The sequence below is a fragment of the Rhizobium sp. SRI_017 genome (assembly GCF_057586295.1).
In genome coordinates this window covers 143,133-169,090 of record NZ_JBYCZP010000001.1, presented here as the reverse complement: position 1 = coordinate 169,090, position 25,958 = coordinate 143,133, and the positions used below count along the sequence as shown (strand labels likewise).

Sequence of the window (25,958 nt, the reverse complement as noted above, 5' to 3'; positions counted from 1 at the left end):
AGGCCATGAAAACCTCGTTCATATCCAACCTCGCCGTCCAGTCAGCCATGCGCTCGACGATCAACTCCGTCCAGAATGAGCTGGTCCAAGCTCAGAAGGAAGTGGTGACGGGGCAGCTCTATAATATCGGCGAAACGCTGGGCGGCACGACCACCCGCGCACTCGATCTGCGCCGCGAGCGCGATATGATGGACAATCTGATGGCGACCAACTCGGTCGTCACGCAGCGCCTGTCATCATCGCAGATGGCGCTGGAGACGATCTCGGATGCTGGCCAGACGGCGCTAAATACATATGTTGCGCTGGCTGGCTCGACCGACAGCACCCAACTCGGAACCGCTGTGCAGACGCTGACCAACGTGATCGACCAGATGGTCGACGCGGCCAATACATCGGTCAACGGCGAATATATCTTCGCCGGCATCAACACCGATGTAAAGCCGATGGGCGACTACATGACGGACGAAACCGGCGCACGGACGGCTTTCGACACGGCTTTCACCAGCTTTTTCGGATTCAATAAGGACGACCCGCAGACCGAATTCATCACGCCTGCGCAGATGCAGAGCTTCTTTGACATCGCCGTTGAGCCGATGTTCACGGGCGGGCCGGAATGGGGGACCACGTGGTCGACGGCGTCGGATACGCCGATGACCAGCCGCATCTCACGGACGGAAGTCGTGCAGAGCTCGGTGAGTATCAATCAGGACGGCTTCAAGCAGCTCGCCTACGCCACCGTCATCGGTATAGAATTGCTCAATCTTCCGATTAGCAGCGACACCCGCGCGGTCGTATCGAACAAGGCAATCGACTTCATGGGCAAGGCGATTTACGGCGTTGACAGCCAGCGAGGCTTGCTTGGCCTCTCGGAAAACCGCGTCTCTATGGCCAACGAAGTGCTGCAGGCGCAGGTCGATATCGTCAAGCTCAACCTCGACGATCTTGAGGGTGTCGACGTCTATGCTGCGTCGACCAAGATAACTGCGCTGACCAACCAGATGGAAATTTCATACAATCTGACGGCGAGGATATCTCAACTCAGCCTCGTCAATTATGTCTGACGACAATGAATCCGCCATCCGGCGGACGAAGAATAGAACGCGTAAGCCTGGGTTCAGGCAAAGGGTTTACGCTTTGAAGTATGACGGAGTGAGGGGCTGAATGTACCAGTTTTCCTATGCAGAGATCATGGCGGATGACGTCGCCGACTCCAAGGGCCGCGAAAGACAGGTCCTGGACAAGGCCATCTCCATGCTGCAGGCGGCCATTAGATCGGGACGCGAGTCCCGGGAAGCCGTCGAAGCACTTTTCTTTACGCGCCGCGTCTGGATCGCCTTCATCGACGATCTGCGCAGCCCAGAAAATCAGCTGCCCATCAATCTCAGGGCAGACCTTATATCGATCGGCATATGGGTGCTCAAGGAAGCCGAACGGATTCGCATGCGCCAATCCGATAACTTCAAGGGCATCGCCGACGTGATCACCATCATCAGGGATGGATTGAAATGAAAAGCACATTGCGTATCTCGCTGAAATCCGGCGAGCGTATCTTTATCAACGGCGCTGTCCTCCGGGTGGATCGCAAGGTGGCCATTGAGTTCCTCAATGACGTGACCTTCCTTCTGGAGAACCATGTGCTCCAGCCGGAGGGCGCGACAACGCCACTCAGGCAGCTCTATTTCATCATCCAGATGATGCTGATCAATCCGGAGGGCGCAAGCCAGTCGATGGTCATGTTCAAGAAGTCGATCGCCATGTTGCTGGCGACCTTCCAGAACGACGAAATTCTTGCCGAACTCAAGCGCATCGATGCGGTGGTGACCTCCGGTCGACCTTTCGATGCACTTAAGGCGATCCGCGGTCTCTATACGATCGAGGAACGCATCCTCAGCACGCAGGAAATCACGCCCGCCGTTCGCGAGCAGATCCGCCGGGAGATCGCACCGTGGCAGTAGACGCAGTTAGCAACGTCCAGACGACGGCAGTGTCCAACACGACGTCGGCGGCGAGCACCGACACGAAGGAAGCGACCCTCAACTACGACAGCTTCCTCAAGCTGCTGGTTGCCCAGATGAAGAACCAGGATCCGACGGATCCGATGGATGCCGGCGAACAGATGTCACAGCTCGCATCGTTCTCCTCTGTCGAGCAAGCGATCAAGACCAACAAGCATCTCGAGAGCCTGATCCAGGAAACCTCAATGTCGCAGGCCACCAGCCTGATCGGCAAGCATATTTCCAGCGCCGACGGCGCGACCAAGGGCATCGTCAAGGCGGTCGAAATCAATTCCGATGGCCTGAACGCCATACTCGAAAACGGCAAGGAAGTCCTCGTAACGACCGGCGTAACAGTTTATGCAGCATCGACGACGGACAGCGATCCTGATACAGATCCAGATACCGACACGCCCGATGACGGCGAGACCGACAGCGTTTCGGGTGAATAGCCAGACTGCTGCGTAAGGACGTCACATGAATGAGGCCGATGCGCTCGATATCTGCCAGGCGGCCATCTGGACCGTACTGGCTGCGTCGGGGCCGGCCGTGCTCTCGGCCATGGTCATCGGCGTCGCGGTGGCGTTGCTTCAGGCGCTGACCCAGGTGCAGGAAATCACGCTGACCTTCGTGCCGAAGATCCTTGCGGTTCTTGCTGCCGTCGCCATTTCGGCACCCTTCATCGGATCTCAGATTTCGATCTTTACGACGATGATCTTCTCGCGCGTCCAGAGCGGTTTCTGACATCCTCATTGCTCGCCTTTGTATTTGCAGATTTGCGGGCGGGTTTCGTCCGACCAGTCGGCGAGCGCAATCGGCCTGAAGCGCTCCCTGACCTTCGTCTCATCCTCCAGGCCCTCGCTGACTCGACCCTCGCCAGTCAGAAAGTCGATGGAACAACTGCCCATGGTGACTTCGACGTTGAGATCGGCGAGACGCGTGGACAATTCCCAAACCCGTGTGAAGCCGCCGATCACAAGCGTCCCGTCCCGGTAGACGACGGTCAGCGTCTCTTCGAGTGCCCACATCGACCTGCAGCCGGTACAGTTCGTCAGCGTTAGCGTCGCCTTCTCCCGGCTTTCGAACGCAAGAACCGTCCCCCGGATGATAGCCCTCTTGATGATATCGGGCTTCGTATCATTTCCGGCTTTCTCGCTCTTGGAACCCAGGAAGACATGGAGATCACTCGTCTCGCCATCGGGCGCTTCGACAATCGATGCGCGGTCCAGCACGCCATCTCCGTTGAGGTCTGTTGTCACATCCCATTTGACCTCACCCGCATCCTCAGCCACGCAAACACCGGCGCCGAGCGGATAGGCGACGAGGGCGAGGGCGATGACGAGGCGTCTTGGCGGAGCGAACATCAGGCATCTCCGGGGTCTTGAAGGGAGCATGATGCCGGAGCGTCGCCCCGAACGGCGGCGAAATTTCGCCTGCGGCCCTGCACCCTTCGCGCAAGTTTCAGCCGCTATCCATGAGCCTACCACGAATCCGACTCATGATGAGGCGCGCGATATATGGCTGATGTACAGTCTCCGTTGACGTCGTTGACGATCCCGAAGGTGGCGCCGAAGGGCCGCGACATCGGCTTCGCCATCGGCATCATGGTCATCCTCTCGGTCCTGTTCCTGCCGATCCCGGCGTTCCTGATCGACTTCGGTCTTGCCATCTCGATCGCCTCCTCGGTCCTCATCCTCATGGTCTCGCTGTGGATTCAGCGACCGCTCGATTTCTCGTCCTTCCCGACGATTCTCCTCATCGCCACAATGTTGCGCCTGTCGCTCAACATCGCGACGACGCGCGTGATCCTGTCTCATGGCAATGAGGGCCATGATGCGGCCGGCCAGGTCATCGCCGGCTTCGCAAACCTGGTCATGTCGGGCGATTTCGTCATTGGTCTCATCGTCTTCATGATCCTGATCGTGGTGAACTTCATCGTCATCACCAAGGGTGCGACCCGCATCGCGGAAGTCGGCGCGCGTTTCACCTTGGACGCCATTCCGGGCAAGCAGATGTCGATCGACGCCGACCTGTCGGCCGGCATGATCGACGAGAAGGAAGCGCGTCGCCGGCGCAAGGAGCTCGAGGACGAGAGCTCGTTCTTCGGTGCCATGGACGGTGCGTCGAAATTCGTTCGTGGCGATGCGGTTGCGGGCATTCTCATCACCGCCATCAACATTTTTGGCGGCATCATCATCGGCTATTTCCGCCATGGCATGGAAATCGGGGAAGCGGCCGACGTCTTCGTTCGCCTGTCGGTTGGCGACGGTATCGTATCGCAGATCCCGGCGCTCATCATCTCTCTCGCGGCAGGCTTGCTGGTGTCGCGCGGCGGCCAGACAGGCACCACCGACAAGGCGGTCGTCGACCAACTTGCAGGCTATCCCCGTGCGCTCGGCATGTCGGCCGGTCTGGTCACCTTTCTGGCCGTCATGCCCGGTCTTCCATTCCTGCCTTTTGCCACGCTTGGCGGCATACTGGCTTTTGCAAGCTGGGCGATCCCAAAGCGCCGCGCAGAGGAAGCCTTTGCGGAGCAGCAGGTCGAGGATCAACGCAAGGCAGCCGAGATAAAGCCCGACGACAAGGACTCGGTCAAGCAGGCGCTCAAGACGCCCGAGATCGAGCTGCTCCTCGGCAAGCAGGTCTCGACACGCCTGCTCGGCGCCCACCAGGAACTCGCCTTCCGTGTCGGCAAGATGCGCAAGAAATTTGCCACCCAATACGGCTTCGTGGTTCCGGAAATCCGCGTCGGGGACGATATCTCGATCCCGGACAAGGCCTACCAGATCCGCATCCACGGCACGACCGTCGCGTCCAACATGCTGCGGGTGGGCGAAGTGCTTGTCATCACAGGCGGCGGCCGCAAACCGTCGGCGCCGGGCGACGAGGTTCGCGAACCCGCTTTCGGCATGCCTGCGGTCTCGATCATCGAAACCTTCACGGAAGATCTGAAGCGCGAAGGCTTCCACCCGATCGACAACGTCTCGGTGGTGCTGACCCATCTCTCGGAAGTAATCCGCAACAATCTGCCTCAGCTCCTGTCCTATAAGGACGTGAAGATCCTGATCGATCGCCTCGATCCGGAATACAAGAAGCTGGCGGACGAGATTTGCACCACGCACATGTCCTATTCGGGTCTGCAGGCGGTGCTCAAGCTCCTTCTGGCCGAGCGCGTCTCGATCCGCAACCTGCATCTCATTCTCGAAGCGGTGGCGGAACTTGCACCGCATGTCCGCAAGACCGAGCAGATCGTCGAGCATGTCCGCGTTCGAATGGCCCAGCAGATTTGCGGCGACCTATCGGACAATGGTGCGCTGCGCGTGCTCCGGCTCGGCAACAAGTGGGACATGGTATTCCACCAGGCGATCAAGCGCGACACCAAGGGCGAGATCATCGAATTCGATATCGATCCGCGCCACCTCGAAGAGTTCTCGGAGCAGGCGACCAAGGTCGTACGCGAATATCTCGACCGCGGCCTGCCCTTCGTCCTTGTCACATCGCCCGAGACCCGATCCTATGTCCGCATGATCGTCGAGCGGCTCTTCGCAACACTGCCCGTGCTCTCGCATGTCGAGCTGGCCAAGGGCATAGAAATCAAGATCCTCGGAACGATTTCATGATCCAGGATCCGGAGGGCGTGGTTCTGGCGCTGTTTGCGGCGTTTTGCCGGATCGGCGGCTGCATCCTTGTCCTGCCTGGCTTCTCGACTGCGCGCCTCCCCACCGTCATCCGCGTACTCGTCGCACTCACGGTAACGATGGCGCTCCTGCCGATCATGTGGGACCAGATCTACCCCAAGATCAGAGGCACGACGCCTGACTATCTTTTGCTTTGCATCTTCGAGTCCCTGATCGGTGTGGTGCTCGGCATGATCGCGCGCCTTTACGCGCTCGGCCTCCAGTTTCTCGGCACCGTCGTCACGATGATGATCGGTCTCAACAGTCCGCCGGCGCCAGATATCCTTGAAGACACGGCCGAAGGTCAGATCACAAACGTCCTGACCTTCGCCGGGCTGGTGGTCCTCTTCATGCTCGACTTTCATCACCAGGTGTTCATCGCCATCGCCGACACCTACCAGGCGCTGCCACCGGGATCGGCGTTCGATCCGCAAAGGGCGCTCGTCTCGATGACGGATACGCTCGCCCAGACATTCTACGTGATGCTGAGACTGGCGAGCCCGTTCATCCTGTTCAACGTGCTCTTCAACCTTGCCATCGGCTTCATCAACAAGCTCGCGCCGATCGTACCGGTCTACTTCATCTCAGCGCCCTACATGGTCATGGGGGGCATGATTCTCTTCTACCTCGGCATCGCGTCCATGTTGTCGCTTTACGCCGATGCCTTCGGGCCAATTTTCAGGTGAGTGGTGGCTGATCTCTCGAAATCCGCGAAGCTCGGGCGCCTGGTCAAGGTCCAGCGCCATCTCGAGCATATGGCCGAGAACGAACTCGCGGCAACGACGCGGGCTCGCGCCGATCTCGCCGACGACCTCCAGGTGGTCGTTGACGCTATCGGCTCGGTCGATTCGATCCATCAGCTTTTCGCCAGCATCTATTCCAGCCAGATCAGCCGGCTCACCGCCAAGGACCAGCATCTCCAGAACGTGCAGCAGGCCCAGGAGCAGAAGATTCTGCGCGAGAAGGCCAAGGCTGACCGCCTGGCGGAGAGGGCGGAGGACGCCCGCGATGTGGAAGACGGCGAGGCGCAGGAACGGGCGATCCAGGAACTGATGGACATTCATCTCGTGCTTCGCGGCGGGTCAGAAAGCTGATTGTTCCCAATTACTTGGTGTCCGTAAGCCACGGTCAAGGTAAAGAGTTGAGGATGCCGGCCAACGAGTATTAGAGCACCCTAGGGCGACTCATAGATGGCAATTTCACCTCCCAGCGATATCGTTCTCGACGTCCTGAACAACGCCGATCCTTCCCGACTGGAAGTGGCGCAGGCCCAGCTGAAGGCTGGCCAGGCGACTGCCGAGGCGAAGCGCCTTGCCAGTACCGACGCCTCTTTCAACGCCACGCTGATGAAGGACGCGGTGTCAGACGCCCACAAGCTCAAGCATCGTCTCGACGGTGTTGAGAAGAAGGACGTTCCCGAGACCTACAGGAAGTTCGAGGCCATGGTGCTGCAGAACTTCATCAAGTCAATGCTCCCCGACAGCGACGAGGTCTACGGCAAGGGCACTTCCGGCGAGATCTGGAAGGGCATGATGGCGGAAAAGATCGCTGAAGAGGTCGCCAGGGAAGGCGGCATCGGCATTGCCGACAAGCTGTTCGACAATGAGGGCATGAAGCTGAAGGACAAGCAGGAAAAATCCGACGCCAACCGCGCGGATCGACTGCACATGGCGACCCAGTTGATCGATGAGAAGCAACTCGAGGCGCTGGACAAGCTCCTGCCGGGCGACAATTCCAGCAAGAAGCACTGACGCCGGCTGACCGGCTGAACACACAATTCCTTACGGGGACAAGAAAATGACAATGGCGGCATTTGACGAACCTCTGAAAGACATCCGGCTCCGCACGGTGCTTGGCCGGCTGGAAATGATCATCGACAACGAGAATGCGCGCATCGGCACCGACATGAAGTTCGACATCAAGGCGTCGAACGTTCACAAAAGCCGCTGCCTTTATGAGCTGACCGTGCTGTGCCGCGATGTCGGTCCGGGCGATTTTCCGCAGGGCTTCGCCACCCAGATGAAGGGCATGAAGAAGAAGCTGCAGGTCAACGCCCGAAAGCTCGAGGCGCATATCTATGCGATGCGGACCGTTGCCGACATCCTGCGCAGCGCCGTGCAGGAAAACGAGGCCGATGGCACCTATACCCAGGAACAGTTCCGCCACGGCGAGTTCTAAGCGGACGAGACCGGAGCGGCAATGCTTAAGCTGATCATCACAGGCATCTGGGTTGCGGCCGTGACGCTTGGCTCGGTCTATTTCTCTATCCAGATGTCGAAGGCGCCCGATCCGAATGCGGACGAGGCAGCGAAGAAGGCCGTCCAGGAGCTGGTGCGCGGCGAGGTCATCACCTATCCGGTGATCGCCCAGGGCCGCGTCGAGGGCTATTTCCTCGCCAAAGCATCGTTCATCGTCGACAAGACCAAGCTCGCAGAGATCATGCTCCCTATTCCGGAGCTGCTGACGGACGAACTCTATACCGAACTCGTCGGCGACAAGGTCATCCGCGTCGGCGATAACAGAAATTTCGACCTCAAGGCCTTCAAGGACCGCGTCAAGCAGGCGCTGAACCAGAAGCTTGGCTCCGAGGTCGTGCTCGATGTGGTGGTCGAACAGATTGATTATCTCACCAAGCAGGAAATCCAGGACGCGATCTCCAAGCCTGGCGCGTCGGTCAAGCATGGTGAAAAGCTCGTGAGCGAGAAAGCCCCGGAGGATATCCCGGTGGCAGACAGCAAGAGCAGCGAAAGCACGTCGCACTGACGCCCAAATCGTTAACGCGGCCCTATCGTTTCGGCCTGTGCCGGGTCATATCCCCGCCGGCACGTCGCAATCCCGAACAGCAAGTCTAAGCCATATTCCCATTCCGGTACGAGATCGTCGTGCCGGAATGGGATATCGCGCATCCCTGTCGCGACCTATGGCGGATTTCTTCCGCCCCCGAACCAAATCTTTCGGGCTCTTCAGTTGCTCAAAGCACTGATATGTAAGCACATTCTCAAGCTTGGTTAATACCTTAAAAACGGCCAGAAACTGTTTTGAATGAATGGCTTAAGCGGCATTTCAAGCGCCCTTGATATCACTTGTCACAGGGCGCGGATCCACACATCGAGAGCACGGCCAGGCTTGCTGGCACGGCGATTGCTGGTCTTCCGACGTCGAACGGGCCGTAGAGCCCGGATGTTGACGGGAGACTGGAATGAACGTCGTTTCCAACATGGCTGTGTTCAGCTCGCGGCGACCGATCTTCGGTCTGCAGGTTTGCGATTTGAACTGGTCTGAGGCCTTCACCTTCGTCAGCGCGCTTGCCGATGTTCCGATCGGCCAGACGGCGATCTCGTTTCTCAACGCGCACAATGCCAACCTGATGTTGAAGGACCCTGCCTACCGCGAGGTCCTGAGCCGTCATCTCGTTCTGCCCGATGGCGTCGGCGTCGACCTCGCGTCATTCGCTATGCACGGCCGGATGTTCCCCGCCAATCTCAATGGCACCGACTTCGTGCCGGCGCTACTGACCTATATGACGACGCCGAAGAGGATCGGCCTCGTTGGTGCCCGCCAGGATGTGCTGGACCGCGCTCGCGAGGGCTTCGCCAATCACGCGCCCTGGCATGAATTCGTTGCGATCCATGACGGCTTCTTCACCGAAGCCGAGTCATCGTCAGTTGCCGACGAGATCGCCCGTCACAAGGTGGATATTCTGCTCATTGCCATGGGCACGCCGAAGCAGGAAATGTGGATCGACCGCCATATCCGACCCGAGCATGCTCGCCTCGTTTTCGGCGTCGGCGCGCTGTTTGATTTCATGGCGGGGGAGGTGTCTCGCGCATCGCCGAAGGCGCGCACGCTGCGCGTCGAGTGGCTGCATCGCTTCAGGCTCGAGCCCAAGCGCCTCTGGCGGCGCTATTTCGTCGGCGGCCCGATCTTTGCTGCACGCATCATGGGTTATGTGCTGGGCGAGAAGCTTTCGAGCCTGCGCCGCGCACTGCGCAGTGGACCGCAGAGCCTGCCGGAAAGCTGATCTCGTAAGGCCTCTGTTAACCATTTGTTAGCCATGCTCCGAATAGTCTCAAGGTCGGTGATTTTTTTCGCCGATCCCTGTTTGCACGGCTGCGTTCCTGGCCAAGTTTCCAACATGAAACCGTTTTGCCATGCACAGCCGCCCGCTTCTCGACTATCTCGCCTATCCCGAAGAATTCTCCGAGGCGGAGTTCGTCGCGCCAGTGCCGGCGAGGCAAATTGTCGATCCGCTCGAGGCCCGGCTCAAGGACCTCGAGGCACGTCTCCGAGCCAATGACGTCGTGGCGCAGACGCCAAAGCAGGATCTCACGCTGTCGGCCCAGGTCGAGGCCATCCTCAAGCGCAGGGAAGCGTCGCCGGCCGCCACGCCGCGTCCTACGGCTCAGGCTGATTTTGCCGAACAGGCCGCTCGCCCGGCGCGAGTCGTGATCGAACCACCGCCGACAGTGCCTGTCTCGAATGACGCTCCCGTCGTGGACCAGGAATTTCTCAAATTCAGCGAGGCCGTCTATCTCATCGGGCAAGCCGCCAAGCGCTTCACCGAGCAAGCTCCGCCCCGGCACCCGCCTCAGCCCCAAGGCCAGCCCCAACCGGCGCCTCAGCACCTCGCCAGCCACCCGGCGCCTTCGACTATCGAGATCGAGGCGCTCTCCGCAGTCCTGCGCGAGACCGTCTCGGCGTTCCGCTCCGTCGCCGATGATCTCGCCGTATCGGCCGGCGAGATCCGCCATTACGCGACCCGCGAGGAGCGTATGCCACCGCGCCGTCGGCTCCAACCGGTACGCTATCGCGACGACGATGAAATCGTCGAGCTGAGGGAAAGCATAGCCGATATGCAGGATCGGCTCGACGACCTCCTTCACGCGCGCCGCCGCGGCCGCTATTGATCTTTTCCGCTCCTCCCAATAGTGAAAGTGCGCCGTCCGGAGGCGCTATATGACGGCTGCCTTTCGCGGTCCGTCACTAGGATCGCGGCCAAACTAATTCGATTGGGTGAGGAGTTCCCCTTGGCTACCATCATCAACGGCAAGGATGTTGCCGCGTCCGTTATCGACCAGATCAAGTCCGCCACGGGCGAGCTTCAGGGTTCCGCCGGCATCCAGCCTGGTCTCGCCGTCGTCCTCGTCGGAAGCGATCCGGCCAGCCAGGCCTATGTCGGCTCGAAGTCCAAGATGGCCAAGGAATGCGGCTTCAAGTCGGTCCAGCATTCGCTGCCTGAAGACACGACGCAGGAAGCGCTGATGACGCTCGTCGCCGAACTCAATGCGGATCCCTCGATCCACGGCATCCTCGTCCAGTTGCCACTGCCGAAGCATCTCGATTCCGAGCCGGTCATCCAGTCGATCCTGCCGGAAAAGGATGTCGACGGCCTGCATGTTGTCAATGCCGGCAAGCTCGCCACCGGCGACAGCGAAACGGGCCTCATCTCCTGCACCCCTGCCGGTTCGCTCATCCTCGTCCGTACGATCCGCGGCGACGATCTCTCCGGCCTCAACGCCGTGGTGATCGGCCGCTCGAACCTGTTCGGCAAGCCGATGGGCCAGTTGCTGTTGTCCAAGAACGCCACGGTCACCATGGCCCATTCCCGCTCCAGGGACCTGCCCGGAATCTGCGCCAAAGCCGACATCCTGGTCGCTGCCGTCGGCCGCCCGGAAATGGTCAAGGCCGATTGGGTCAAGCCCGGCGCCACCGTCATCGACGTCGGCATCAACCGCGTCCCCGCACCGGAGAAGGGCGAAGGCAAGACCAAGCTTGTGGGCGATTGCGACTACGCCGCGTGCGAACCTGTCGCCGGCGCCATCACACCGGTCCCCGGCGGCGTCGGCCCGATGACCATCGCCATGCTGATGGCCAACACGGTGATCGCAGCCTATCGCAAGGCCGGCAAGAAGGCGCCGAGCTTCTAAGATTTGCAGGCGACGAAATATCTACTGCCAGTCTCTGCGGCCGTCGAACACCCTCTGAATGGGGATGTCGGCGCCCGCGGTGCCGCGTCACGATACTTGCGTTTATGGAATTCTATCCCCGATCTGCAGGGTTAGTTCCTTAGTCCTTCCCATTCCGGCCGCAGTATCGACATCAGCGCCAGATCGACCCGGGTGCCATCCACCGGCATTACATACGCCTCGCGCATAACACCCTCGTGCTTGAAACCACACAGTTCATAGACATGCCGAGCCCGGTCATTGGTGATGATATGGTCGAGCCAGAAGCGATGTGCCGCGGTATTCGTAAACACCCAATCGATGATCTCGCGTAGCAGGGCAGTGCCGAAGCCCTTGCCGGGTGCGGCGACGACGAAGCGTTTGAGGGTAACGTTGCCCATCGTGTCTGACAGGCCGCGGAGGATGCCGAAGCCGCCGATTGCGCCATCCGCATTCAGGCCGACGAGATAGGCATAGTCAACGTCATCGAGTGCCTGCGCGTGGAGTTCGGTGGATGAGCGGCCGACGAATTGCTCGTAGCCGGGCTGCCGCTCGATCTCCATGATCGTGGAAATGTCGTTGAGCGTGGCACGGCGAAGGCTCATGTCTGCATCTACTCCAGAACGATTGGCCTGCCCATGACCATGAGGTCGACGGCCAAGCCATTCGGCAACTTCCCGGCTGCGGCCAGTGTGGCTTCGTGCAGAAATCCAAGATCGGTATAGAGGTGAATGGCACGCTGATTGTGTGCTGCGACGCGGAGCCAGAGCCGGGGCGAGGAGCTTAGCGACGGTGCGAGCCCGATAATCTCGCTGAGCAAGGTTCGGCCCAGGCCGTGCCCGGGGGCCCTGACGATGATCCGGTTGAGAAGCAGGCCATCTGGCTGCACATGCAGCACGGCGAATGCAAGCGCCTCGCCGCTGCCGTCATCGATGACGAAGTAATGAAAGGTCGGATCCTTGAGATGCGCCGCATGCTCTTCGGCGCTCCATTGGCCCACCAACGTTTCATATCCCGGCTGCCGCTCGATCGCCATGATATCAGGGATATCGTCGCCGGTGGCGCGCCGAAGCTCCATTTCAGCCAAGCACGCCCGCGCCCTGGTCCGCTGGGCCGGCCATCTGGCGGAAGATCGAGAACAGTTCGCGGCCCATGCCGTATTCGTTCGCTTCGAGATCGATGCTGATCGGCGTGCGGGCCTCGTAGTCGGCCTGGTCGATCACGTCTATAGTCCCCTTGACTGCATCCAGCCGCACCATGTCGCCATCGCGGATCTTGGCAATCGGGCCACCGGCGCAGGCTTCGGGGGTGACATGCATTGCCGCGGGAACCTTGCCCGAGGCGCCGGACATCCGGCCGTCGGTCAGCAGCGCCACGCGCTGGCCGCGATCCTGCAGGATGCCGAGAATGGTCGTGAGCTTGTGAAGCTCCGGCATGCCATTTGCTTTCGGCCCCTGAAAGCGTACCACCGCAACGAAATCACCCTCCAGTTCGCCATTCTTGAAAGCGTTGTTCAGAGCCAGCTGGCTATGGAACACCTTGGCCGGTGCCTCGATAATGTGACGTTCCGCTTTCACGGCCGAGATCTTGATGACACCCGTGCCGATATTGCCGGCCAGCATCTTGAGACCGCCGGTTTTCTGGAAAGGCTCTTCAATCTTGGCCAACACCTTGGGGTCGCCGCTGACTTCGGGGACCGGCATGCGAATGACGCCGCCGGTGTCGCCGAGCTTTGCCTCGACCGTGTAGGCGGCGAGGCCCTGGCCGAACACGGTGCGGACGTCGTCATGCAGCATGCCCTGCTTGAGCAGTTCCCGGATCAGGAAGCCCATGCCGCCTGCCGCATTGAAATGGTTCACGTCGGCGAGGCCGTTCGGATAGACGCGTGCGAGCAGGGGGACGACGTCGGAGAGGTCCGAAATGTCCTGCCAGGTCAGCTTGATGCCGGCAGCACGCGCCATGGCGACGAGATGCAGCGTGTGGTTCGTCGAACCACCTGTGGCGTGCAGGCCGATGACGCCGTTGACGATCGAGCGTTCGTCGATCATTTCGCCGGCCGGCGTGAATTCGTTGCCCATGGCGGTGATGGCGAGCGCGCGCTTGGCGGCTTCCCTTGTCAGGGCGTCACGCAGCGGCGTGCCGGGATTGATGAAGGAGGAGCCGGGCATATGGAAGCCCATGATCTCCATCAGCATCTGGTTGGAGTTGGCGGTGCCGTAGAAGGTGCAGGTTCCGGGGCCGTGATAGGACTTCGATTCCGCCTCGAGCAGCTCGGCGCGGCCGACCTTGCCCTCTGCGAAAAGCTGGCGCACGCGCGACTTCTCATCGTTCGGCAGACCCGAGGTCATCGGGCCGGCCGGAATGAAGACGGCGGGCAGGTGGCCGAAGGTGAGCGCCGCGATGACAAGGCCCGGCACGATCTTGTCGCAGACGCCGAGATAGACGGCTGCGTCGAACATGTTGTGCGACAGGCCGATGCCGGCGGACATCGCAATCACGTCGCGCGAGAACAGCGACAGTTCCATGCCCGGTTGGCCTTGGGTGACGCCGTCGCACATGGCCGGCACACCGCCCGCAACCTGCGCCACGCCGCCCGCCTCGCGGGCCGCTTCGCGGATCAACGCCGGATAGGTCTCATAGGGCTGATGCGCCGAGAGCATGTCGTTATAGGCGGTGATGATGCCGAGGTTGGGGACCCGGTCGCCCGCGAGCAGGTCCTTATCGGCGGGGGAACAGACGGCGAAGCCATGGGCGAGATTGCCGCAGGAGAGAACGGCGCGGTGTGCGCCACGGCTCGCCGCCTCCTTGAGACGTCCGAGATAGACCTCCCGTGTCGGCTTCGACCGCTCGACAATGCGTGCGGTAATCGCTGCTATCCGTGCATCGGCTGCCATGGTCATTCCTTTCGGCTTCTATGGCGGAGCGTTGGGAGCACTCCGCAACAGGCGCGCTCAGGGCGCCCAGAAAATCTCGGTATCGGACCCGGCAGCCGCGATGACGCGGCCGATCGGCAGCGTGCTCTCGGCCCCTTCGGCGAGCGCCTTGTCGATGACAGGCTTCTTCGCCTCGCCCTCGATATGCAGCACCAGCAGGCGCGCATCCTGAAGCGCAGAGAAGGTAAAGGTCAGCCGCGGCTCGCCGGCGCCATCAGCGCGCATGGTGAGGACACTGCGCGGCGTCCTTGGATTGAGCGCCTGTGCCAGATGGTCGCCGCCGGGGAAGAAGGAGGCCGTATGGCCGTCGCCGCCCATGCCGAGGATCACGACATCGAAAGGACGCGGCAGGCGCTTGGCGTCGCTGGTAGCCGCGAAGGCCGCATCCTCGGCATCCGCGACCGCATGATAGAGCGGCAGGAATTTCGCGACCGCCGCCTTGTCCTGCAGCAGGTTCGCGGAGACCAGCGAATGGTTGGAGCGATCGTTTTCCGGCGGCACGAAACGTTCGTCCACCAATGTGATCACTATTTTCTTCCAGTCGATGTCCTTGGCTGACAGCGCCTTGAAGAAGGCCTTCGGCGTCGAGCCGCCGGAGACGGCAATGGCCGCCTCGCCGCGCGCCGAAACGGCCTCGGCGAGGGCAGCAGCCACCTGTGTGGCAAGCGCTTCGGCGAGTTCGGCGCCATTGGCGAAGGTATTGAAACGATGTGCCATGGTCCGCCTCGTGTCTGTCTATTCGTGCCAGGTTCGGCCGTCGCGCTCAATCAGCGCGATCGACTGGCTTGGGCCCCAGGTGCCGGCGGTATAACCTTGAACCTGCTGGCGGGCTTCTTCCCAGCCCTTGAGGATCGGGTCGACCCAGCGCCATGCGGCCTCGACTTCGTCGCGGCGCATGAAGAGCGTTGCGTTCTGGCGCACGACATCCAACAGCAGCCGTTCGTAGGCATCAGGATTGCGGGCGTCGAAGGTCTGGGCAAACATCATGTCGAGCGACACTTCGCGAAGCCGCATGCCGCCCGGGCCGGGATCCTTGATCATCAGCGACTGCTTGACGCCCTCGTCGGGCTGCAGGCGCAGGATGAGCTGGTTCTGGTTGATGCGGCCGGCGGTCGAATCGAAGATTGAATGCGGGATCGGCTTGAAGGTGATGACGATCTCGGAGACGCGCTTGGCGAGCCGCTTGCCGGTGCGGATGTAAAAGGGCACGCCGGCCCAGCGCCAGTTGGCAATTTCGGCCTTGATGGCGACATAGGTCTCGGTGTTGGACACGCCACCCTCGAGCTCGTCCAGGTAGCCCTTCACCGCGCCGCTGTCGGAGGCGCCGGCGCGATACTGGCCGCGCACGGTCATCTTCTCGACATTCGAGGCATTGATCGGCTTGAGCGAGCGGAGAACCTTGAGCTTCTCGTCGCGGACCGCTTCGGCCTGCATCGAGGAGGGGGCTTCCATCGCCACAAGGCAGAGCAGCTGCAGGATGTGGTTCTGCACCATGTCGCGCAGCGCGCCAGCCTTGTCATAGTAACCCGCGCGCCCTTCAAGGCCGACGGCCTCGGCGACGGTGATCTGCACATGGTCGATATGCGACGAGTTCCACAGCGGTTCGTAGAGCGCATTGGCGAAGCGCAAAGCCATCAGGTTCTGCACCGTCTCCTTGCCGAGATAGTGGTCGATGCGGAAGATCTGCTCTTCACGGAAGGCGTTGCCGATCGTGTCGTTGAGCGACAGTGCCGAGGCGAGGTCGCGGCCGATCGGCTTTTCGACGACAATGCGGGTGTTCTTGGTGATCAGCTTGTGGTCGCGAATCTTCTGGCTGATCGGTCCGAAAATCTGCGGGCCCACTGCGAGATAGAAGGCGCGCACGCGATCTTTCCCTTCGCCGAGGATCTCATGGAGCTTGTCCCACCCCTTGTCCGACGATGCGTCGACGGCGACGTAATAGAGCAGCGCGCAGAACTTCTCGATCTGTTCCGGCGAGGCCTCGCCCGGCTTGAGGAAGGTGTTGAGGGCCTCGGTTGCGAACGCCCGGTACTGCTCATGAGACATTTCGGCGCGGGAAGCGCCGATGATCCGGGTCGGCTCGGTGAACTGTCCTGCGACAAAACGGTGATAGAGCGCCGGCAGGAGTTTCCGCTCGGCGAGGTCGCCCGTGCCGCCGAAGACGACATAGTCAAATGGCTCGACAGGAATGAACTGGCTGCTCATGACACTCTCTCTTTAGCCCCCCGAGGGCGGTTTAATCTAATCGATTTAAAAAAGCCAGTGGCCCGACGCGAAAAATAGCGGGCCAATGCCATGCGACGCAAGGTGCACTGCAACAAAAACTACTCTGGGCTCGACGTCGATGCTAGATTTTGTCCATCAAGGCATACCAGTTCAGCGCCAGGAAGAGGAGCGGCGCGCGGAAAGCGCGTCCGCCCGGGAAGGCCGGAACTTTCAACCCGCGGAACAATTCGAGCTCGGTTTCCTTACCGCTCAACAGGTCCGCATAGAGCTTGCCGCAATAGTTCGCCAGCATCACGCCGTGACCGGAATAGCCGCCGATCGTGGTGATATTGGGTGCGACCTGGCGTACAAAGGGGAAGCGCGGCATGGTAATGCCGACATAGCCGCCCCAGGCGTGAGTGAAGGGTATGTCTGCAAGCGCCGGATAGATCTCCGACACCTGATTCCGGATATGATCGGCAATCTCGTTTGGCTTCTCCGACGAATAGATTTCGCGGCCCCCAAACAAGAGGCGATTGTCCTTGGTCTTGCGGAAATAACGCACGACGAAGCGGCTGTCGGCAACCGATTCCTTGCCGGGCAGGATCGGCGGGAAATTGTCGAGCGGTGGGGTTGCGCCGATGAACGAGCCAATCGGCATGACATGCGTCGATGTCACCGGTTCGAGCGTCTCTGTATAGGCATCGGTCGCAACCAACGCCTTGTCGGCGACGATCGTCCCGCGCTCGGTCTCGATCCGGACCTTGCCGTTTTCCGCTATGATTTTCGTCGCCGCCGTTTTCTCGTGGATCCTGGCGCCGGCAGCCCGCGCCGCGCGGGCGAGCCCGACCACCAGTTTCATCGGATGGATATGGCCGGTATTCTTGTCATAGACGCCGAAATGGTAGCGCGCCGAACCGAGCCGAGTCGCGGTCTCGTCCTTCTCCATGAAATGGAGGTGAGGGTAGTTGTAGCGCTCGGCGGCAATGTCGGGATTGGCGCGGAAATATTTCTCGAACCGCTGCTTGTGCCCGACGAGCATGTGGCCCTGGACGTAGTCGATCTCGATGTCGTGCTCGGCCGCGAAATTCAGCACATAGTGCTTGGCATTCTCCGCCATGTCGAAGAGCGACTTCGAGAGCGGCAGGCCGAACTCCTCTTCATATTCCTCCGGCCACCAGCGCTGGCCCGTACCGAACTGGCCGCCATTGCGGCCTGATGCGCCGTCCCCGAAGCGATGGGCTTCGACCAGCACGACGTCGACGCCTGATTTGGCGAGATTGTAGGCCGCCTGCAGGCCGGTATAACCACCACCGACGATCGCCACGCTGGCGGTGACCGATCCATCCAGCGGCGGGTATTCGGGCCGATCGTCGATCGAATCTTCATACCAGGAAATGCCGGGGGAAATCGGGCTCTGCCATGCCATCATATGGACTCTGGGATTGTTTTCGGGAGCCGATGTCTAGCGTGAAAGCCCGTGCAGAAACAAGCCACGGTGGCCGAAATAGAAAGGGCACGGCAATCGCCGTGCCCTTCCATCGAGGCTTCCGGTCATCGCCCTCAAGCGGCTCTTAACGAGCCAGCCGTGACGTCGTCACCGAGACGGAAGCGCCCAACGAGTTCCATCAACAGATCAGCTTCATCCGCGAGCTGGCGTGTTGCGGCATTGGTCTCTTCTACCATAGCCGCGTTGCGTTGGGTCATCTGATCCATCGAGTTGACCGAGGCATTGACTTCTTGGAGCGATGTCGCCTGCTCCCGCGCAGCCGTGGCGATCAATTCCACTTCGCCGGAGAGGGAGACGATGTGGCGGGAAATCTCCATCAACGCATCGCCGGTCTCGTCGACGAAACGGGTGCCGGTCTGGACTTCCGCCGCCGATGTGGCGATCAGGCTGCCGATTTCCTTGGCCGCCGCTGCGGAGCGTTGAGCCAGTTCGCGCACTTCCTGGGCTACGACGGCAAAGCCCTTGCCCGCTTCGCCTGCCCGCGCAGCCTCGACGCCGGCATTGAGTGCGAGAAGGTTGGTCTGGAACGCGATGGAGTCGATCACGCCGATGATCTGGCCGATCTTGTCGGAGGATTCCTTGATTCTTGCCATGGCCGAGACTGCGTTCTGCACCACCTCGGCCGAATTGTCGGCCCGCTGTTTGGCGTTGAGCACGATCTTCTGGGCATTGCCGGTGCGCTCTGTCGAGTTCCGCACCGTCGCAGTGATTTCGTCGACAGCTGCTGCGGTCTGTTCAAGCGCTGCGGCCTGCTGTTCCGTACGGCGTGCGAGATCGTCCGCCGCCGAGGCCATCTGCTGGCAGTTGTCCTGGATTTCGGCAGAGGCGTTGCGGATGCCAGAAAGCGTGTCACGGAGCCCGGCAACGGACTGATTGAAATCCTGCCGCAGGCGATCGAGATTGCCGGCGAAAGGCTGGGCGATTTCGGTATCGAGTTCCCCACGGGTAAGCTGCGAGAGGCCGGCTGCGAGTGCCTCTACTGCGGTTTCCAGCTGATGGGCAGCGTCCATGCGTTCCCGTTCGTTGCGCTGCCGCTCGGCTTCGGTGGCCTCGCGATTGCGATCGGCTTCTGCCTCCATCTCGACCTTGGCGATGGCATTGCCCTTGAAGACGGAGAGCGCGCGGGCCATGTCGCCGATCTCGTCGCGGCGCATCTCGCCTGATATCGACGTGTCAAGCTTGCCGTCGGCCAGCCGGCGCATAGCGGCCGTGATCTGGCCGATCGGGCCCTTGAGCGTCATGACCAGAGCGGCGCCCGCAGCCATGGCGATCAGGATGCCGACCAGCATGGCGCCGACGGAGATCGTATTGGCCTGCTGGCGCTCGGCACCGGCGCTTTGCTTCTGGGTCTCGGCAAATTGCACAAGCAGGTTCCAGGTGCCGTCGATCTGCGTGGCTGCAGCCGCGAATTCGGCATCCTTCCTGGCGCTGATGTCCTTCAGCTTGGTCGCGCTCTCGGCGAGCTTGTCGAGGATCGGTTGCGACATCGAGGGGAGGTCGGCAAAGAACGGATCGTCCTTCACCACGCCCGACAGCCGGCTGATCTCGGTCGAATACATGTAGAGCGACTGATGGACTTTCTTGACCCGCTCTTCGTTCGGCACCGCGACGAGTTCGGCAAAGACGACACGAATCTCGTTGTTCGAGCCGACAATGGCGCGCAACTTGTTGTTGACGGTATCAGCCTTGGAAATTTCCTTATCGGCAGCGGCGAGGTTGAGAATCGACTGCCGCATCAGGTCGCCTGCGATCTGCTTGAACATCGCGGCCAGGCTGCGGAAACCATTGAGCGTGCCATTGGCCTTGTTCATGGCCGGCTCGCTCAGATCCTTGGCCTTGATTTGGGCGCTCAGCCCCTCGACCTGCTTCTGGAACTTCTTGCCATAGGGCACCTTCGCCTTCGGCAAGGCGGTCAGGACCTTGCTCACGGCCTTTTCAAGTTCCGGCGTGTACTTTTCAAAGACTTTGAACTTGTCTTCCGGCGTCAATACCTTGCCATAGTTGACGACCATTTCGTCAAGCAGTACGGCGGCGCGATCGAGTTCAAGGCCCTTGGTCAGGCCCGTCTTCTCCGCCTTTTCCTTCTTCTTGGCTTCCGAGACCAGCTTGAACGCGCGCTTGCCGACCTGGCCCTGTACGGCCAGCAGTTCCTCCGAGAGCGTGCCGACACTGGCGAGCGTTGCTTCCTGATCCTTCTGCAGGGCCCAGAGCGTCTCGATATTGCCAGAGATGGTGGCAGACTCGGTCGCCGACTGTTCGAGCAGGCTGACATCGGTCTGGCTGCGCAGGCCCTCTGTTGTGCTCTTGAGAAGATCGAGCTGGGTCGTGACGTCGCGCGCCGCCTGGTCATGGGTCTCGGTCGAAGGCTTCATCAGGAAGCCGCTCATCGAGGAGAAGACCTGCTTGAAGCCGGAGAGCGACTGCAGCACGCTGTTCGAAATCTCGATCCGGCCCTGTAGCAGCCCCGATGCATAGAGGCCGGTCAAACCGACAGCCGTAATACTAACGACAAAGGGTAGAAGCAGGACGATAACCTTCGTCTGGATCTTCACCCGTGACATGAACCCATCGATCATTGCAGCATCCCCCAACGCGCCCGGACGATCCTGATGCCCCAGTGGACCGGCTTCCTGCGAACTGACTGCGTAGCCTCGCATTTTGCTCTTAACGAGCCGCTAAAAACATGGCGCCGGGAGGCGTCGAACACTCAAAATCTCGAGTGTGTTCGCCAAAAAAATGAAGCGGACGCATGCGCCCGCTCCATATCACCCAAATACTATTGGCTTTCAGGCCGCGCGTGCCTGATGACGTGTGCCTTCGGCAGGGCCGGAAAGGCGGAAGCGGCCGACGAGATCCCTGAGCGTATCTGCCTCCTCCGCCAATTGGCGGGTAGCGGCATGGGTCTCTTCGACCATGGCGGCGTTGCGCTGGGTCATCTGATCCATCGAATTGACCGAGGAGTTGATTTCCTGGAGCGCGGTCGACTGCTCGCGCGCGGCGCCCGCGATCGTCTGGACGTGATCGGCGATCTCGACGATTTGCCCGGAAATATCGATCAGCGCATTGCCGGTCTGTTCGACAAACTGCGAACCCGTCGACACTTCCTGCGCCGAATTGGCGATCAGATCACCGATCTCCTTGGCGGCCTTGGCGGAGCGCTGGGCCAGTTCGCGCACTTCCTGCGCCACGACTGCGAAACCCTTGCCGGCTTCGCCGGCCCGCGCCGCCTCGACGCCAGCATTGAGCGCCAGGAGGTTGGTCTGAAACGCAATCCCGTCGATCACGTCGATGATCTGGCTGATCTTGTTGGAGGCTTCGCGGATGCGACTCATTGCGGAAATGGCATTCTGTACGACCGTCGAGGAGCTGTCGGCGTTCTTCTTGGCAAGGCCGACAATGCCTGAGGTCTGGTCGACTCGTGCGGAGGTCGACTTGACGGTTGCAGTGATCTGCTCGATTGCGGCCGCGGTCTCTTCGAGCGATGCCGCCTGCTGTTCGGTGCGCTTGGCCAGTTCGTCGACAGCTTCCGTCATCATCCGCGCGCCCTGGTTGATCGTGCCGGTCGTGGCGCGGATGCCGTTCAGTGTCACTGCCATGCGCTCGATCGAGGTGTTGAAATCGACACGCAGCGTCTCGAGTCGGCCGGAGAAGGCGTCGTCGATGCGGCAGGTGAGATCACCCTGGACGAGCCGGCCGAGGCCTTCCGCAAGCCGCGCCACGGCCTGATCGATCTCGGCCTCCGCCGCGTACTTCTCGTCGTCGTGGCGCCTGCGCTCAACGGCTGCGCGCTTCTCGCTCTCGCGGGCATTTTCCTCGAGTGCCGCCTTTGCCTCGACATTTGAACGGAACACTTCCAGTGCTCGTGCGATCTGGCCGAGCTCATCTGAACGCTGTTGATAGGGCACATCGACATCGGTCTTACCGGTCGAGACCGTCTCGATCGCCTTCGAGAGGGCGGCAAGAGGGCCGATGCCCTTGCGTACGGCGAAATAGCCGAGCACGCCGAAAACGATTGTGGCGCCCGCCGAGACCGCGATGGCGAGCCAGGTGAGATAGCTGTTGCGCGCATCATAGACCTCCATCGGGATGCCGATGAAGAGAAGGCCGAGATTCTGCCCCGCTGTTGTCTTGATAGGGAAATAGCCGGTCATGAAGCTCTTGCCGAAGAGCATGGCAGGGCCGAAATAGGCGTCGCCCTTTGCCAGCGCGCTCTGCGCGGGGTGATCTGCAGCGAGCTTGGTGCCGACCGAGCGACTTCCATCTTCCTTCTTCAGGTTGGTCGAAATGCGGACATAGTCGTTGCCCTGCTTTTCGAACAGCGTCGCCACACCGGCGATCGCCTGCGCGGTCTGATCGACCATGATATGGCCATCGAGTTTCGGAAGCTGATCGAGGGTCACCGACTTCAACACGTCCTTGTCCACCACGACTTTGGCCTCGTCCGTCTTGGCGCCGAACAGCACGCCGAAGCTGCGCGATGCGCTGCGGGCATCGCTCAAGGCGTCGTTCATGACAAACTGCCGAAGGCTATAGTTCATGGTGCCGGCGATGAGTGCCGCCGAAAGGATGATCAGCGTAACGGTGATCGCCACATATTGCCGGGCAACCGAGGAGCGGAAGAAACGAAGCATGTATCGGACCTGCCAATTTCGTGAGAATTCTGAAATCGACTATTCCGGCTGATTGCTTAAGATTAACTAAAATTGAATATGGCGCTCGTGGAAAAGCCGCGTAAAATCAGCGAGAAATGACGAGAGAAATGGAAAAGGCACGGAATTGGAGTTCCGTGCCTTTTCGGTCTTCGTGAAGTCACAGAATTACGCGACTCGGCGCTCGTGATGTTCGGCCTGGCTAATGCTGGTGTTGAGCTTGAACTGGTCGACCAACATCATCAGCGTATCGGCTTCCTGGGCGAGCTGGCGGGTTGCAGCGGTGGTTTCCTCGACCATCGCAGCGTTCTTCTGGGTCATATGATCCATGCCGTTGACGGATGCGTTGACCTCGGCAAGGCCGGTCGACTGGTCGCGGCTTGCCATGGCGATCATCTCCACCCGCTCCGACACCGTCAGGATCTTGCTGGAAATATCCGACAGCACCTGGCCCGTCTGCTGGACGAGGCGCGAACCGGAGGTGACCTCGGTCGTCGACTTGTCGATCAGATCCTTGATCTCCTTGGCGGCACTTGCCGAGCGCTGGGCGAGCTCACGAACTTCCTGCGCCACGACCGCGAAGCCCTTGCCGGCTTCGCCCGCGCGAGCCGCTTCGATACCGGCATTGAGTGCGAGCAGGTTGGTCTGGAAGGCGATCTCGTCGATGACGTCGATGATCTGGACGATCTTGCTCGAAGCGTCTTCGATCCGGCCCATCGCGTCGATCGCGTTCGAAACCACCTTGGAGGAGGCGTCGGCCGCATTCTTGGTCTCGGCGACGATCTGGTTGGCTTCCTGGGCGCGTTCGGCCGAGGACTTCACCGTAACGGTGATCTCTTCGACGGCCGCGGCCGTCTGTTCGAGCGATGCTGCCTGCTGCTCGGTGCGCTTGGACAGTTCGTCGGCGGAGCCCGAGAGTTCGTTGGTGTTGTGCTGGATCATCTGGGCATTGTTGCGGATCTGCGAGAGCGTGTCCTGCAGGCGCATGAGCGAGCCGTTGAAGTCGTTGCGCAGCGTTTCGAGCTTGCCGAAGAAGGGGGTCTCGATCGTCTGCGAAATGTCGCCACGCGAGAGGCGGCCGAGGCCGGCGGCCAGCGTGTTGACGGCGAAGTCGATCTGCCGGTCGACGTCGAGCTTTTCCGCATCGTTGCGAAGACGCGCTTCCTCGGCGGCAGCGCGTTCTGCCTCGCTCTGCTGTTCGATCTCGATCTTGGCGACTGCGTTCTGCTTGAAGACGCCGAGCGCGCGGGCCATTTCGCCGATTTCGTCGACGCGACCTTCACCATTGATCGCCGTGTCGAGTGCACCGTCGGCAAGGCGACGCATCGCTGCGGTGATCTGGCCGATCGGGCCCTTGAAAGTCATGACCAGGCCGATGCCGGCGAAGATCGCGATGACGATGCCAAGTACGGTCGCGCCGATCGAGATGCCGTTGGCATTCTCGCGCTCCAGGCCGGCACTCTGCTTCTGCAACTCGGCGAAGGAGGTGAGCTGCTTCCAGATCACGTCGATCTGGGCTGCGGCGTCATTGAACTGCTTGTGCCGCTCTTCGCTGGCCTTCACCATTTCGACCGACGCCTTGTCCAAGGCATCGACAGAGGGAAGCAGCTTGCTCCTGACTTCCTTGAAGAAGGGCTGATCGCCAGCCGATCCTTCGAGCATCACTATATCCTTGCGCACGATCTCGAATTCGCCGAAGAGGCGCTTGCGGTTGACTTCCGAGGGATCCTCAAGGAAACGCGCGAGTTCGATCTGGATCGAGTAGCCTGACGTCACGACCTTACGGCTGTCGGCAAGAATGCCCTCTGCCTTTACCAGCGGGGCATCGAGTTCGGCGAATTTCTGGGTGGCGTTCTTCATCTTCAGCGCAGCGGCGACGCCGAGATAGACCGAAGTCTGGCGAAAGCTCGATAGCTTGCTCGACATTTTCTGGATGCCGTCGGTCGTCTTGTCGTTGCTCGCGACCATTTTGTCGAGTTCACCAATGGCAGCGCCGAGCGACTTGGCGACAGCCTTGTTGCCCTCGGGCAGTGCCGGCGTGAGGATGCGGAGGCGCTTCTTCAGTTCGGCCAGGTTCGTCTTGACGACGGCGAACTTTTCGTCCGGCGTCTTGGCCTTCATGAAAGCATTTGAGAGGTCGGTGAGGAACTTGGCCGAAACGCTGATGCGGTCCGCCTCGCGCAGCATGCTCTTGGCCGCGCTTTCGTCGTTGCGCATCTGCTTTTGCATCTTGATCGATTCCTCGACCAACAGCATCTGTGCGGCAGTGACGATGTTGAGATTGTTGCGGATCTCCTTGTCGAGTGTCGCTTCCTTCTCATGCAGCGCCCAGAGATCACCGATGCGGGTGATGATGCCGTCCACCGACTGGGCGGCGCTTTCGAGATCCGCGCGCCCTTCGGCCGACGGCGAGAGCTGCTCGAACGTGGTGTTGAGCGTCGCGCCCTGGTCCTTGAGAAGCTGCGCGAGCTCGTCGCGCTTCTCCGGCGTCGCGTTTTCGAGGAAGCTCTTCATCGCTGCGCCGACATCGCGGAAGCCGGAGAGCGACTTCAGGACGCTGTTGGAGATTTCCATTCGCCCCTGCAGTAGACCGGAAGCATAGAGGCCGGTGACGCCGACCGCCGTGATGCTCACCACGAAGGGCAGGATGAATATGAGAACTTTCGTCTGGATCCTGAAGCGGGATAGAATCCTGTCGATATTCATGGGAGCAGCTCTCCTCCGGAACGCATCAAAATGGCGGAAAATCCAGCAGCGAAGCAATCATTGCACCCCGTCCGTCAAGCGAGTCGGAGGCCGCAGGTTGACTGATTATTGATTGCTCGTCTTAATTTTGCCTTACAACGTTCATGATCCGTCAACTTTGACGGCAACGTTGTCTGAAGCGGCGCTTAGAAGAACAGCTGATAGGCGGCAAAGAGCGAAGCGAGAATGGAGATCGCCGTTGCGGCGATGGCCGGGCGCCGGTCGATACGGGCGGCCTTGGCTCGGGCTCTGCGGGCATTATTCTGCTGCATTGAATATTCCTCTGCGCTCACATCGACC

At 60.7% G+C, this 25,958-nt stretch carries 25 protein-coding genes; 14 read left to right on the top strand and 11 right to left on the bottom strand.

Annotated features, from left to right (window positions below; genetic code table 11):
* Positions 1 to 5: 5 nt before the first annotated feature.
* From AC2YI2_RS00860 to fliQ, 5 genes are all read left to right on the top strand, one after another.
* Positions 6 to 1,061 (top strand): flagellar hook-associated family protein, encoded by a 1,056-nt coding sequence (locus AC2YI2_RS00860; protein WP_487384525.1) that lies wholly within the window; start codon positions 6 to 8, stop codon positions 1,059 to 1,061.
* A gap of 100 nt (positions 1,062 to 1,161) precedes the next feature.
* Positions 1,162 to 1,509 carry a flagellar biosynthesis regulator FlaF gene (gene flaF, locus AC2YI2_RS00855; RefSeq protein WP_487384524.1) on the top strand — a complete coding sequence of 116 codons (348 nt, stop codon included), beginning with the start codon at positions 1,162 to 1,164 and terminating at the stop codon, positions 1,507 to 1,509.
* Complete coding sequence (gene flbT / locus AC2YI2_RS00850) at positions 1,506 to 1,955, top strand: flagellar biosynthesis repressor FlbT (protein WP_487384523.1); 450 nt, start codon at positions 1,506 to 1,508, stop codon at positions 1,953 to 1,955. The genes flaF and flbT overlap by 4 nt, the downstream gene beginning before the upstream one ends.
* Entirely contained in the window at positions 1,946 to 2,446 is a 501-nt protein-coding gene (gene flgD, locus AC2YI2_RS00845) for a flagellar hook assembly protein FlgD (protein WP_487384522.1), read from the top strand. The genes flbT and flgD overlap by 10 nt, the downstream gene beginning before the upstream one ends.
* Before the next feature lie 25 nt (positions 2,447 to 2,471).
* The gene (gene fliQ, locus AC2YI2_RS00840; RefSeq protein ID WP_487384521.1) at positions 2,472 to 2,738 is read left to right on the top strand and encodes a flagellar biosynthesis protein FliQ; all 267 of its coding nucleotides are present in this window, start codon (positions 2,472 to 2,474) and stop codon (positions 2,736 to 2,738) included.
* Between the two features lie 5 nt (positions 2,739 to 2,743).
* Here fliQ and AC2YI2_RS00835 read toward each other — a convergent pair whose 3' ends face one another.
* On the bottom strand, positions 2,744 to 3,358 hold the full coding sequence (locus AC2YI2_RS00835) for a hypothetical protein (RefSeq protein WP_487384520.1): 615 nt from the start codon (positions 3,356 to 3,358) through the stop codon (positions 2,744 to 2,746).
* Between the two features lie 153 nt (positions 3,359 to 3,511).
* Between AC2YI2_RS00835 and flhA the strand changes: the two genes are divergently transcribed.
* The 9 genes from flhA (at position 3,512) to folD (ending at position 11,598) form a co-directional block, all read left to right on the top strand.
* On the top strand, positions 3,512 to 5,614 hold the full coding sequence (gene flhA / locus AC2YI2_RS00830; RefSeq protein WP_487384519.1) for a flagellar biosynthesis protein FlhA: 2,103 nt from the start codon (positions 3,512 to 3,514) through the stop codon (positions 5,612 to 5,614).
* Positions 5,611 to 6,357: a flagellar biosynthetic protein FliR gene (locus tag AC2YI2_RS00825; protein ID WP_487384518.1), complete on the top strand. Its 747-nt coding sequence runs from the start codon at positions 5,611 to 5,613 to the stop codon at positions 6,355 to 6,357. The genes flhA and AC2YI2_RS00825 overlap by 4 nt, the downstream gene beginning before the upstream one ends.
* Positions 6,358 to 6,360: 3 nt before the next feature.
* Complete coding sequence (locus AC2YI2_RS00820; protein WP_487384517.1) at positions 6,361 to 6,765, top strand: hypothetical protein; 405 nt, start codon at positions 6,361 to 6,363, stop codon at positions 6,763 to 6,765.
* Between the two features lie 96 nt (positions 6,766 to 6,861).
* Positions 6,862 to 7,422, top strand: coding sequence for a rod-binding protein (locus tag AC2YI2_RS00815; protein ID WP_487384516.1), 561 nt, complete (start codon positions 6,862 to 6,864; stop codon positions 7,420 to 7,422).
* Positions 7,423 to 7,474: 52 nt separating this feature from the next.
* Positions 7,475 to 7,849, top strand: coding sequence for a hypothetical protein (locus AC2YI2_RS00810; protein WP_487384515.1), 375 nt, complete (start codon positions 7,475 to 7,477; stop codon positions 7,847 to 7,849).
* 21 nt (positions 7,850 to 7,870) lie between these two features.
* The gene (locus AC2YI2_RS00805) at positions 7,871 to 8,434 is read left to right on the top strand and encodes a hypothetical protein (protein WP_487384514.1); all 564 of its coding nucleotides are present in this window, start codon (positions 7,871 to 7,873) and stop codon (positions 8,432 to 8,434) included.
* 436 nt (positions 8,435 to 8,870) lie between these two features.
* Entirely contained in the window at positions 8,871 to 9,692 is an 822-nt protein-coding gene (locus AC2YI2_RS00800) for a WecB/TagA/CpsF family glycosyltransferase (RefSeq protein ID WP_487384513.1), read from the top strand.
* Between the two features lie 130 nt (positions 9,693 to 9,822).
* Positions 9,823 to 10,578, top strand: coding sequence for a hypothetical protein (locus AC2YI2_RS00795; protein ID WP_487384512.1), 756 nt, complete (start codon positions 9,823 to 9,825; stop codon positions 10,576 to 10,578).
* A 120-nt stretch (positions 10,579 to 10,698) separates the two neighbouring features.
* The gene (folD, locus tag AC2YI2_RS00790) at positions 10,699 to 11,598 is read left to right on the top strand and encodes a bifunctional methylenetetrahydrofolate dehydrogenase/methenyltetrahydrofolate cyclohydrolase FolD (RefSeq protein ID WP_487384511.1); all 900 of its coding nucleotides are present in this window, start codon (positions 10,699 to 10,701) and stop codon (positions 11,596 to 11,598) included.
* A gap of 131 nt (positions 11,599 to 11,729) precedes the next feature.
* Here the strand turns inward: folD and AC2YI2_RS00785 are convergent, their stop codons facing one another.
* The 10 genes from AC2YI2_RS00785 to AC2YI2_RS00740 form a co-directional block, all read right to left on the bottom strand.
* Positions 11,730 to 12,221, bottom strand: a complete 492-nt coding sequence (locus AC2YI2_RS00785) for a GNAT family N-acetyltransferase (RefSeq protein WP_487384510.1) — start codon at positions 12,219 to 12,221, stop codon at positions 11,730 to 11,732.
* 8 nt (positions 12,222 to 12,229) lie between these two features.
* Entirely contained in the window at positions 12,230 to 12,694 is a 465-nt protein-coding gene (locus AC2YI2_RS00780; protein WP_487385268.1) for an N-acetyltransferase family protein, read from the bottom strand.
* Between the two features lies 1 nt (position 12,695).
* Complete coding sequence (edd, locus tag AC2YI2_RS00775; protein ID WP_487384509.1) at positions 12,696 to 14,510, bottom strand: phosphogluconate dehydratase; 1,815 nt, start codon at positions 14,508 to 14,510, stop codon at positions 12,696 to 12,698.
* 57 nt (positions 14,511 to 14,567) lie between these two features.
* On the bottom strand, positions 14,568 to 15,266 hold the full coding sequence (gene pgl / locus AC2YI2_RS00770) for a 6-phosphogluconolactonase (RefSeq protein WP_487384508.1): 699 nt from the start codon (positions 15,264 to 15,266) through the stop codon (positions 14,568 to 14,570).
* Positions 15,267 to 15,284: 18 nt separating this feature from the next.
* Positions 15,285 to 16,754 carry a glucose-6-phosphate dehydrogenase gene (zwf, locus tag AC2YI2_RS00765; RefSeq protein ID WP_487384507.1) on the bottom strand — a complete coding sequence of 490 codons (1,470 nt, stop codon included), beginning with the start codon at positions 16,752 to 16,754 and terminating at the stop codon, positions 15,285 to 15,287.
* Positions 16,755 to 16,896: 142 nt separating this feature from the next.
* The gene (locus AC2YI2_RS00760) at positions 16,897 to 18,183 is read right to left on the bottom strand and encodes an NAD(P)/FAD-dependent oxidoreductase (protein WP_487385267.1); all 1,287 of its coding nucleotides are present in this window, start codon (positions 18,181 to 18,183) and stop codon (positions 16,897 to 16,899) included.
* Between the two features lie 134 nt (positions 18,184 to 18,317).
* A complete protein-coding gene (locus AC2YI2_RS00755) occupies positions 18,318 to 20,840 on the bottom strand; it encodes a methyl-accepting chemotaxis protein (RefSeq protein ID WP_487384506.1) in 2,523 nt (840 codons plus the stop codon).
* A gap of 210 nt (positions 20,841 to 21,050) precedes the next feature.
* Positions 21,051 to 22,895, bottom strand: coding sequence for a methyl-accepting chemotaxis protein (locus tag AC2YI2_RS00750; protein WP_487384505.1), 1,845 nt, complete (start codon positions 22,893 to 22,895; stop codon positions 21,051 to 21,053).
* 186 nt (positions 22,896 to 23,081) lie between these two features.
* Positions 23,082 to 25,619: a methyl-accepting chemotaxis protein gene (locus AC2YI2_RS00745; RefSeq protein WP_487384504.1), complete on the bottom strand. Its 2,538-nt coding sequence runs from the start codon at positions 25,617 to 25,619 to the stop codon at positions 23,082 to 23,084.
* A gap of 185 nt (positions 25,620 to 25,804) precedes the next feature.
* Positions 25,805 to 25,930 (bottom strand): hypothetical protein, encoded by a 126-nt coding sequence (locus AC2YI2_RS00740; RefSeq protein WP_487384503.1) that lies wholly within the window; start codon positions 25,928 to 25,930, stop codon positions 25,805 to 25,807.
* Positions 25,931 to 25,958 lie beyond the last annotated feature (28 nt).

Coding starts and splice junctions, on each gene's coding strand:
- AC2YI2_RS00860 (WP_487384525.1), top strand. CDS start 6: ATGAAAACCTCGTTCATATCCAACCTCGCCGTCCAGTCAGCCATGCGC.
- flaF (WP_487384524.1), top strand. CDS start 1,162: ATGTACCAGTTTTCCTATGCAGAGATCATGGCGGATGACGTCGCCGAC.
- flbT (WP_487384523.1), top strand. CDS start 1,506: ATGAAAAGCACATTGCGTATCTCGCTGAAATCCGGCGAGCGTATCTTT.
- fliQ (WP_487384521.1), top strand. CDS start 2,472: ATGAATGAGGCCGATGCGCTCGATATCTGCCAGGCGGCCATCTGGACC.
- AC2YI2_RS00835 (WP_487384520.1), bottom strand. CDS start 3,358: ATGTTCGCTCCGCCAAGACGCCTCGTCATCGCCCTCGCCCTCGTCGCC.
- flhA (WP_487384519.1), top strand. CDS start 3,512: ATGGCTGATGTACAGTCTCCGTTGACGTCGTTGACGATCCCGAAGGTG.
- AC2YI2_RS00825 (WP_487384518.1), top strand. CDS start 5,611: ATGATCCAGGATCCGGAGGGCGTGGTTCTGGCGCTGTTTGCGGCGTTT.
- AC2YI2_RS00815 (WP_487384516.1), top strand. CDS start 6,862: ATGGCAATTTCACCTCCCAGCGATATCGTTCTCGACGTCCTGAACAAC.
- AC2YI2_RS00810 (WP_487384515.1), top strand. CDS start 7,475: ATGGCGGCATTTGACGAACCTCTGAAAGACATCCGGCTCCGCACGGTG.
- AC2YI2_RS00805 (WP_487384514.1), top strand. CDS start 7,871: ATGCTTAAGCTGATCATCACAGGCATCTGGGTTGCGGCCGTGACGCTT.
- AC2YI2_RS00800 (WP_487384513.1), top strand. CDS start 8,871: ATGAACGTCGTTTCCAACATGGCTGTGTTCAGCTCGCGGCGACCGATC.
- AC2YI2_RS00795 (WP_487384512.1), top strand. CDS start 9,823: ATGCACAGCCGCCCGCTTCTCGACTATCTCGCCTATCCCGAAGAATTC.
- AC2YI2_RS00785 (WP_487384510.1), bottom strand. CDS start 12,221: ATGAGCCTTCGCCGTGCCACGCTCAACGACATTTCCACGATCATGGAG.
- AC2YI2_RS00780 (WP_487385268.1), bottom strand. CDS start 12,694: ATGGAGCTTCGGCGCGCCACCGGCGACGATATCCCTGATATCATGGCG.
- edd (WP_487384509.1), bottom strand. CDS start 14,510: ATGGCAGCCGATGCACGGATAGCAGCGATTACCGCACGCATTGTCGAG.
- pgl (WP_487384508.1), bottom strand. CDS start 15,266: ATGGCACATCGTTTCAATACCTTCGCCAATGGCGCCGAACTCGCCGAA.
- zwf (WP_487384507.1), bottom strand. CDS start 16,754: ATGAGCAGCCAGTTCATTCCTGTCGAGCCATTTGACTATGTCGTCTTC.
- AC2YI2_RS00760 (WP_487385267.1), bottom strand. CDS start 18,183: ATGGCATGGCAGAGCCCGATTTCCCCCGGCATTTCCTGGTATGAAGAT.
- AC2YI2_RS00755 (WP_487384506.1), bottom strand. CDS start 20,840: ATGATCGATGGGTTCATGTCACGGGTGAAGATCCAGACGAAGGTTATC.
- AC2YI2_RS00750 (WP_487384505.1), bottom strand. CDS start 22,895: ATGCTTCGTTTCTTCCGCTCCTCGGTTGCCCGGCAATATGTGGCGATC.
- AC2YI2_RS00745 (WP_487384504.1), bottom strand. CDS start 25,619: ATGAATATCGACAGGATTCTATCCCGCTTCAGGATCCAGACGAAAGTT.
- AC2YI2_RS00740 (WP_487384503.1), bottom strand. CDS start 25,930: ATGCAGCAGAATAATGCCCGCAGAGCCCGAGCCAAGGCCGCCCGTATC.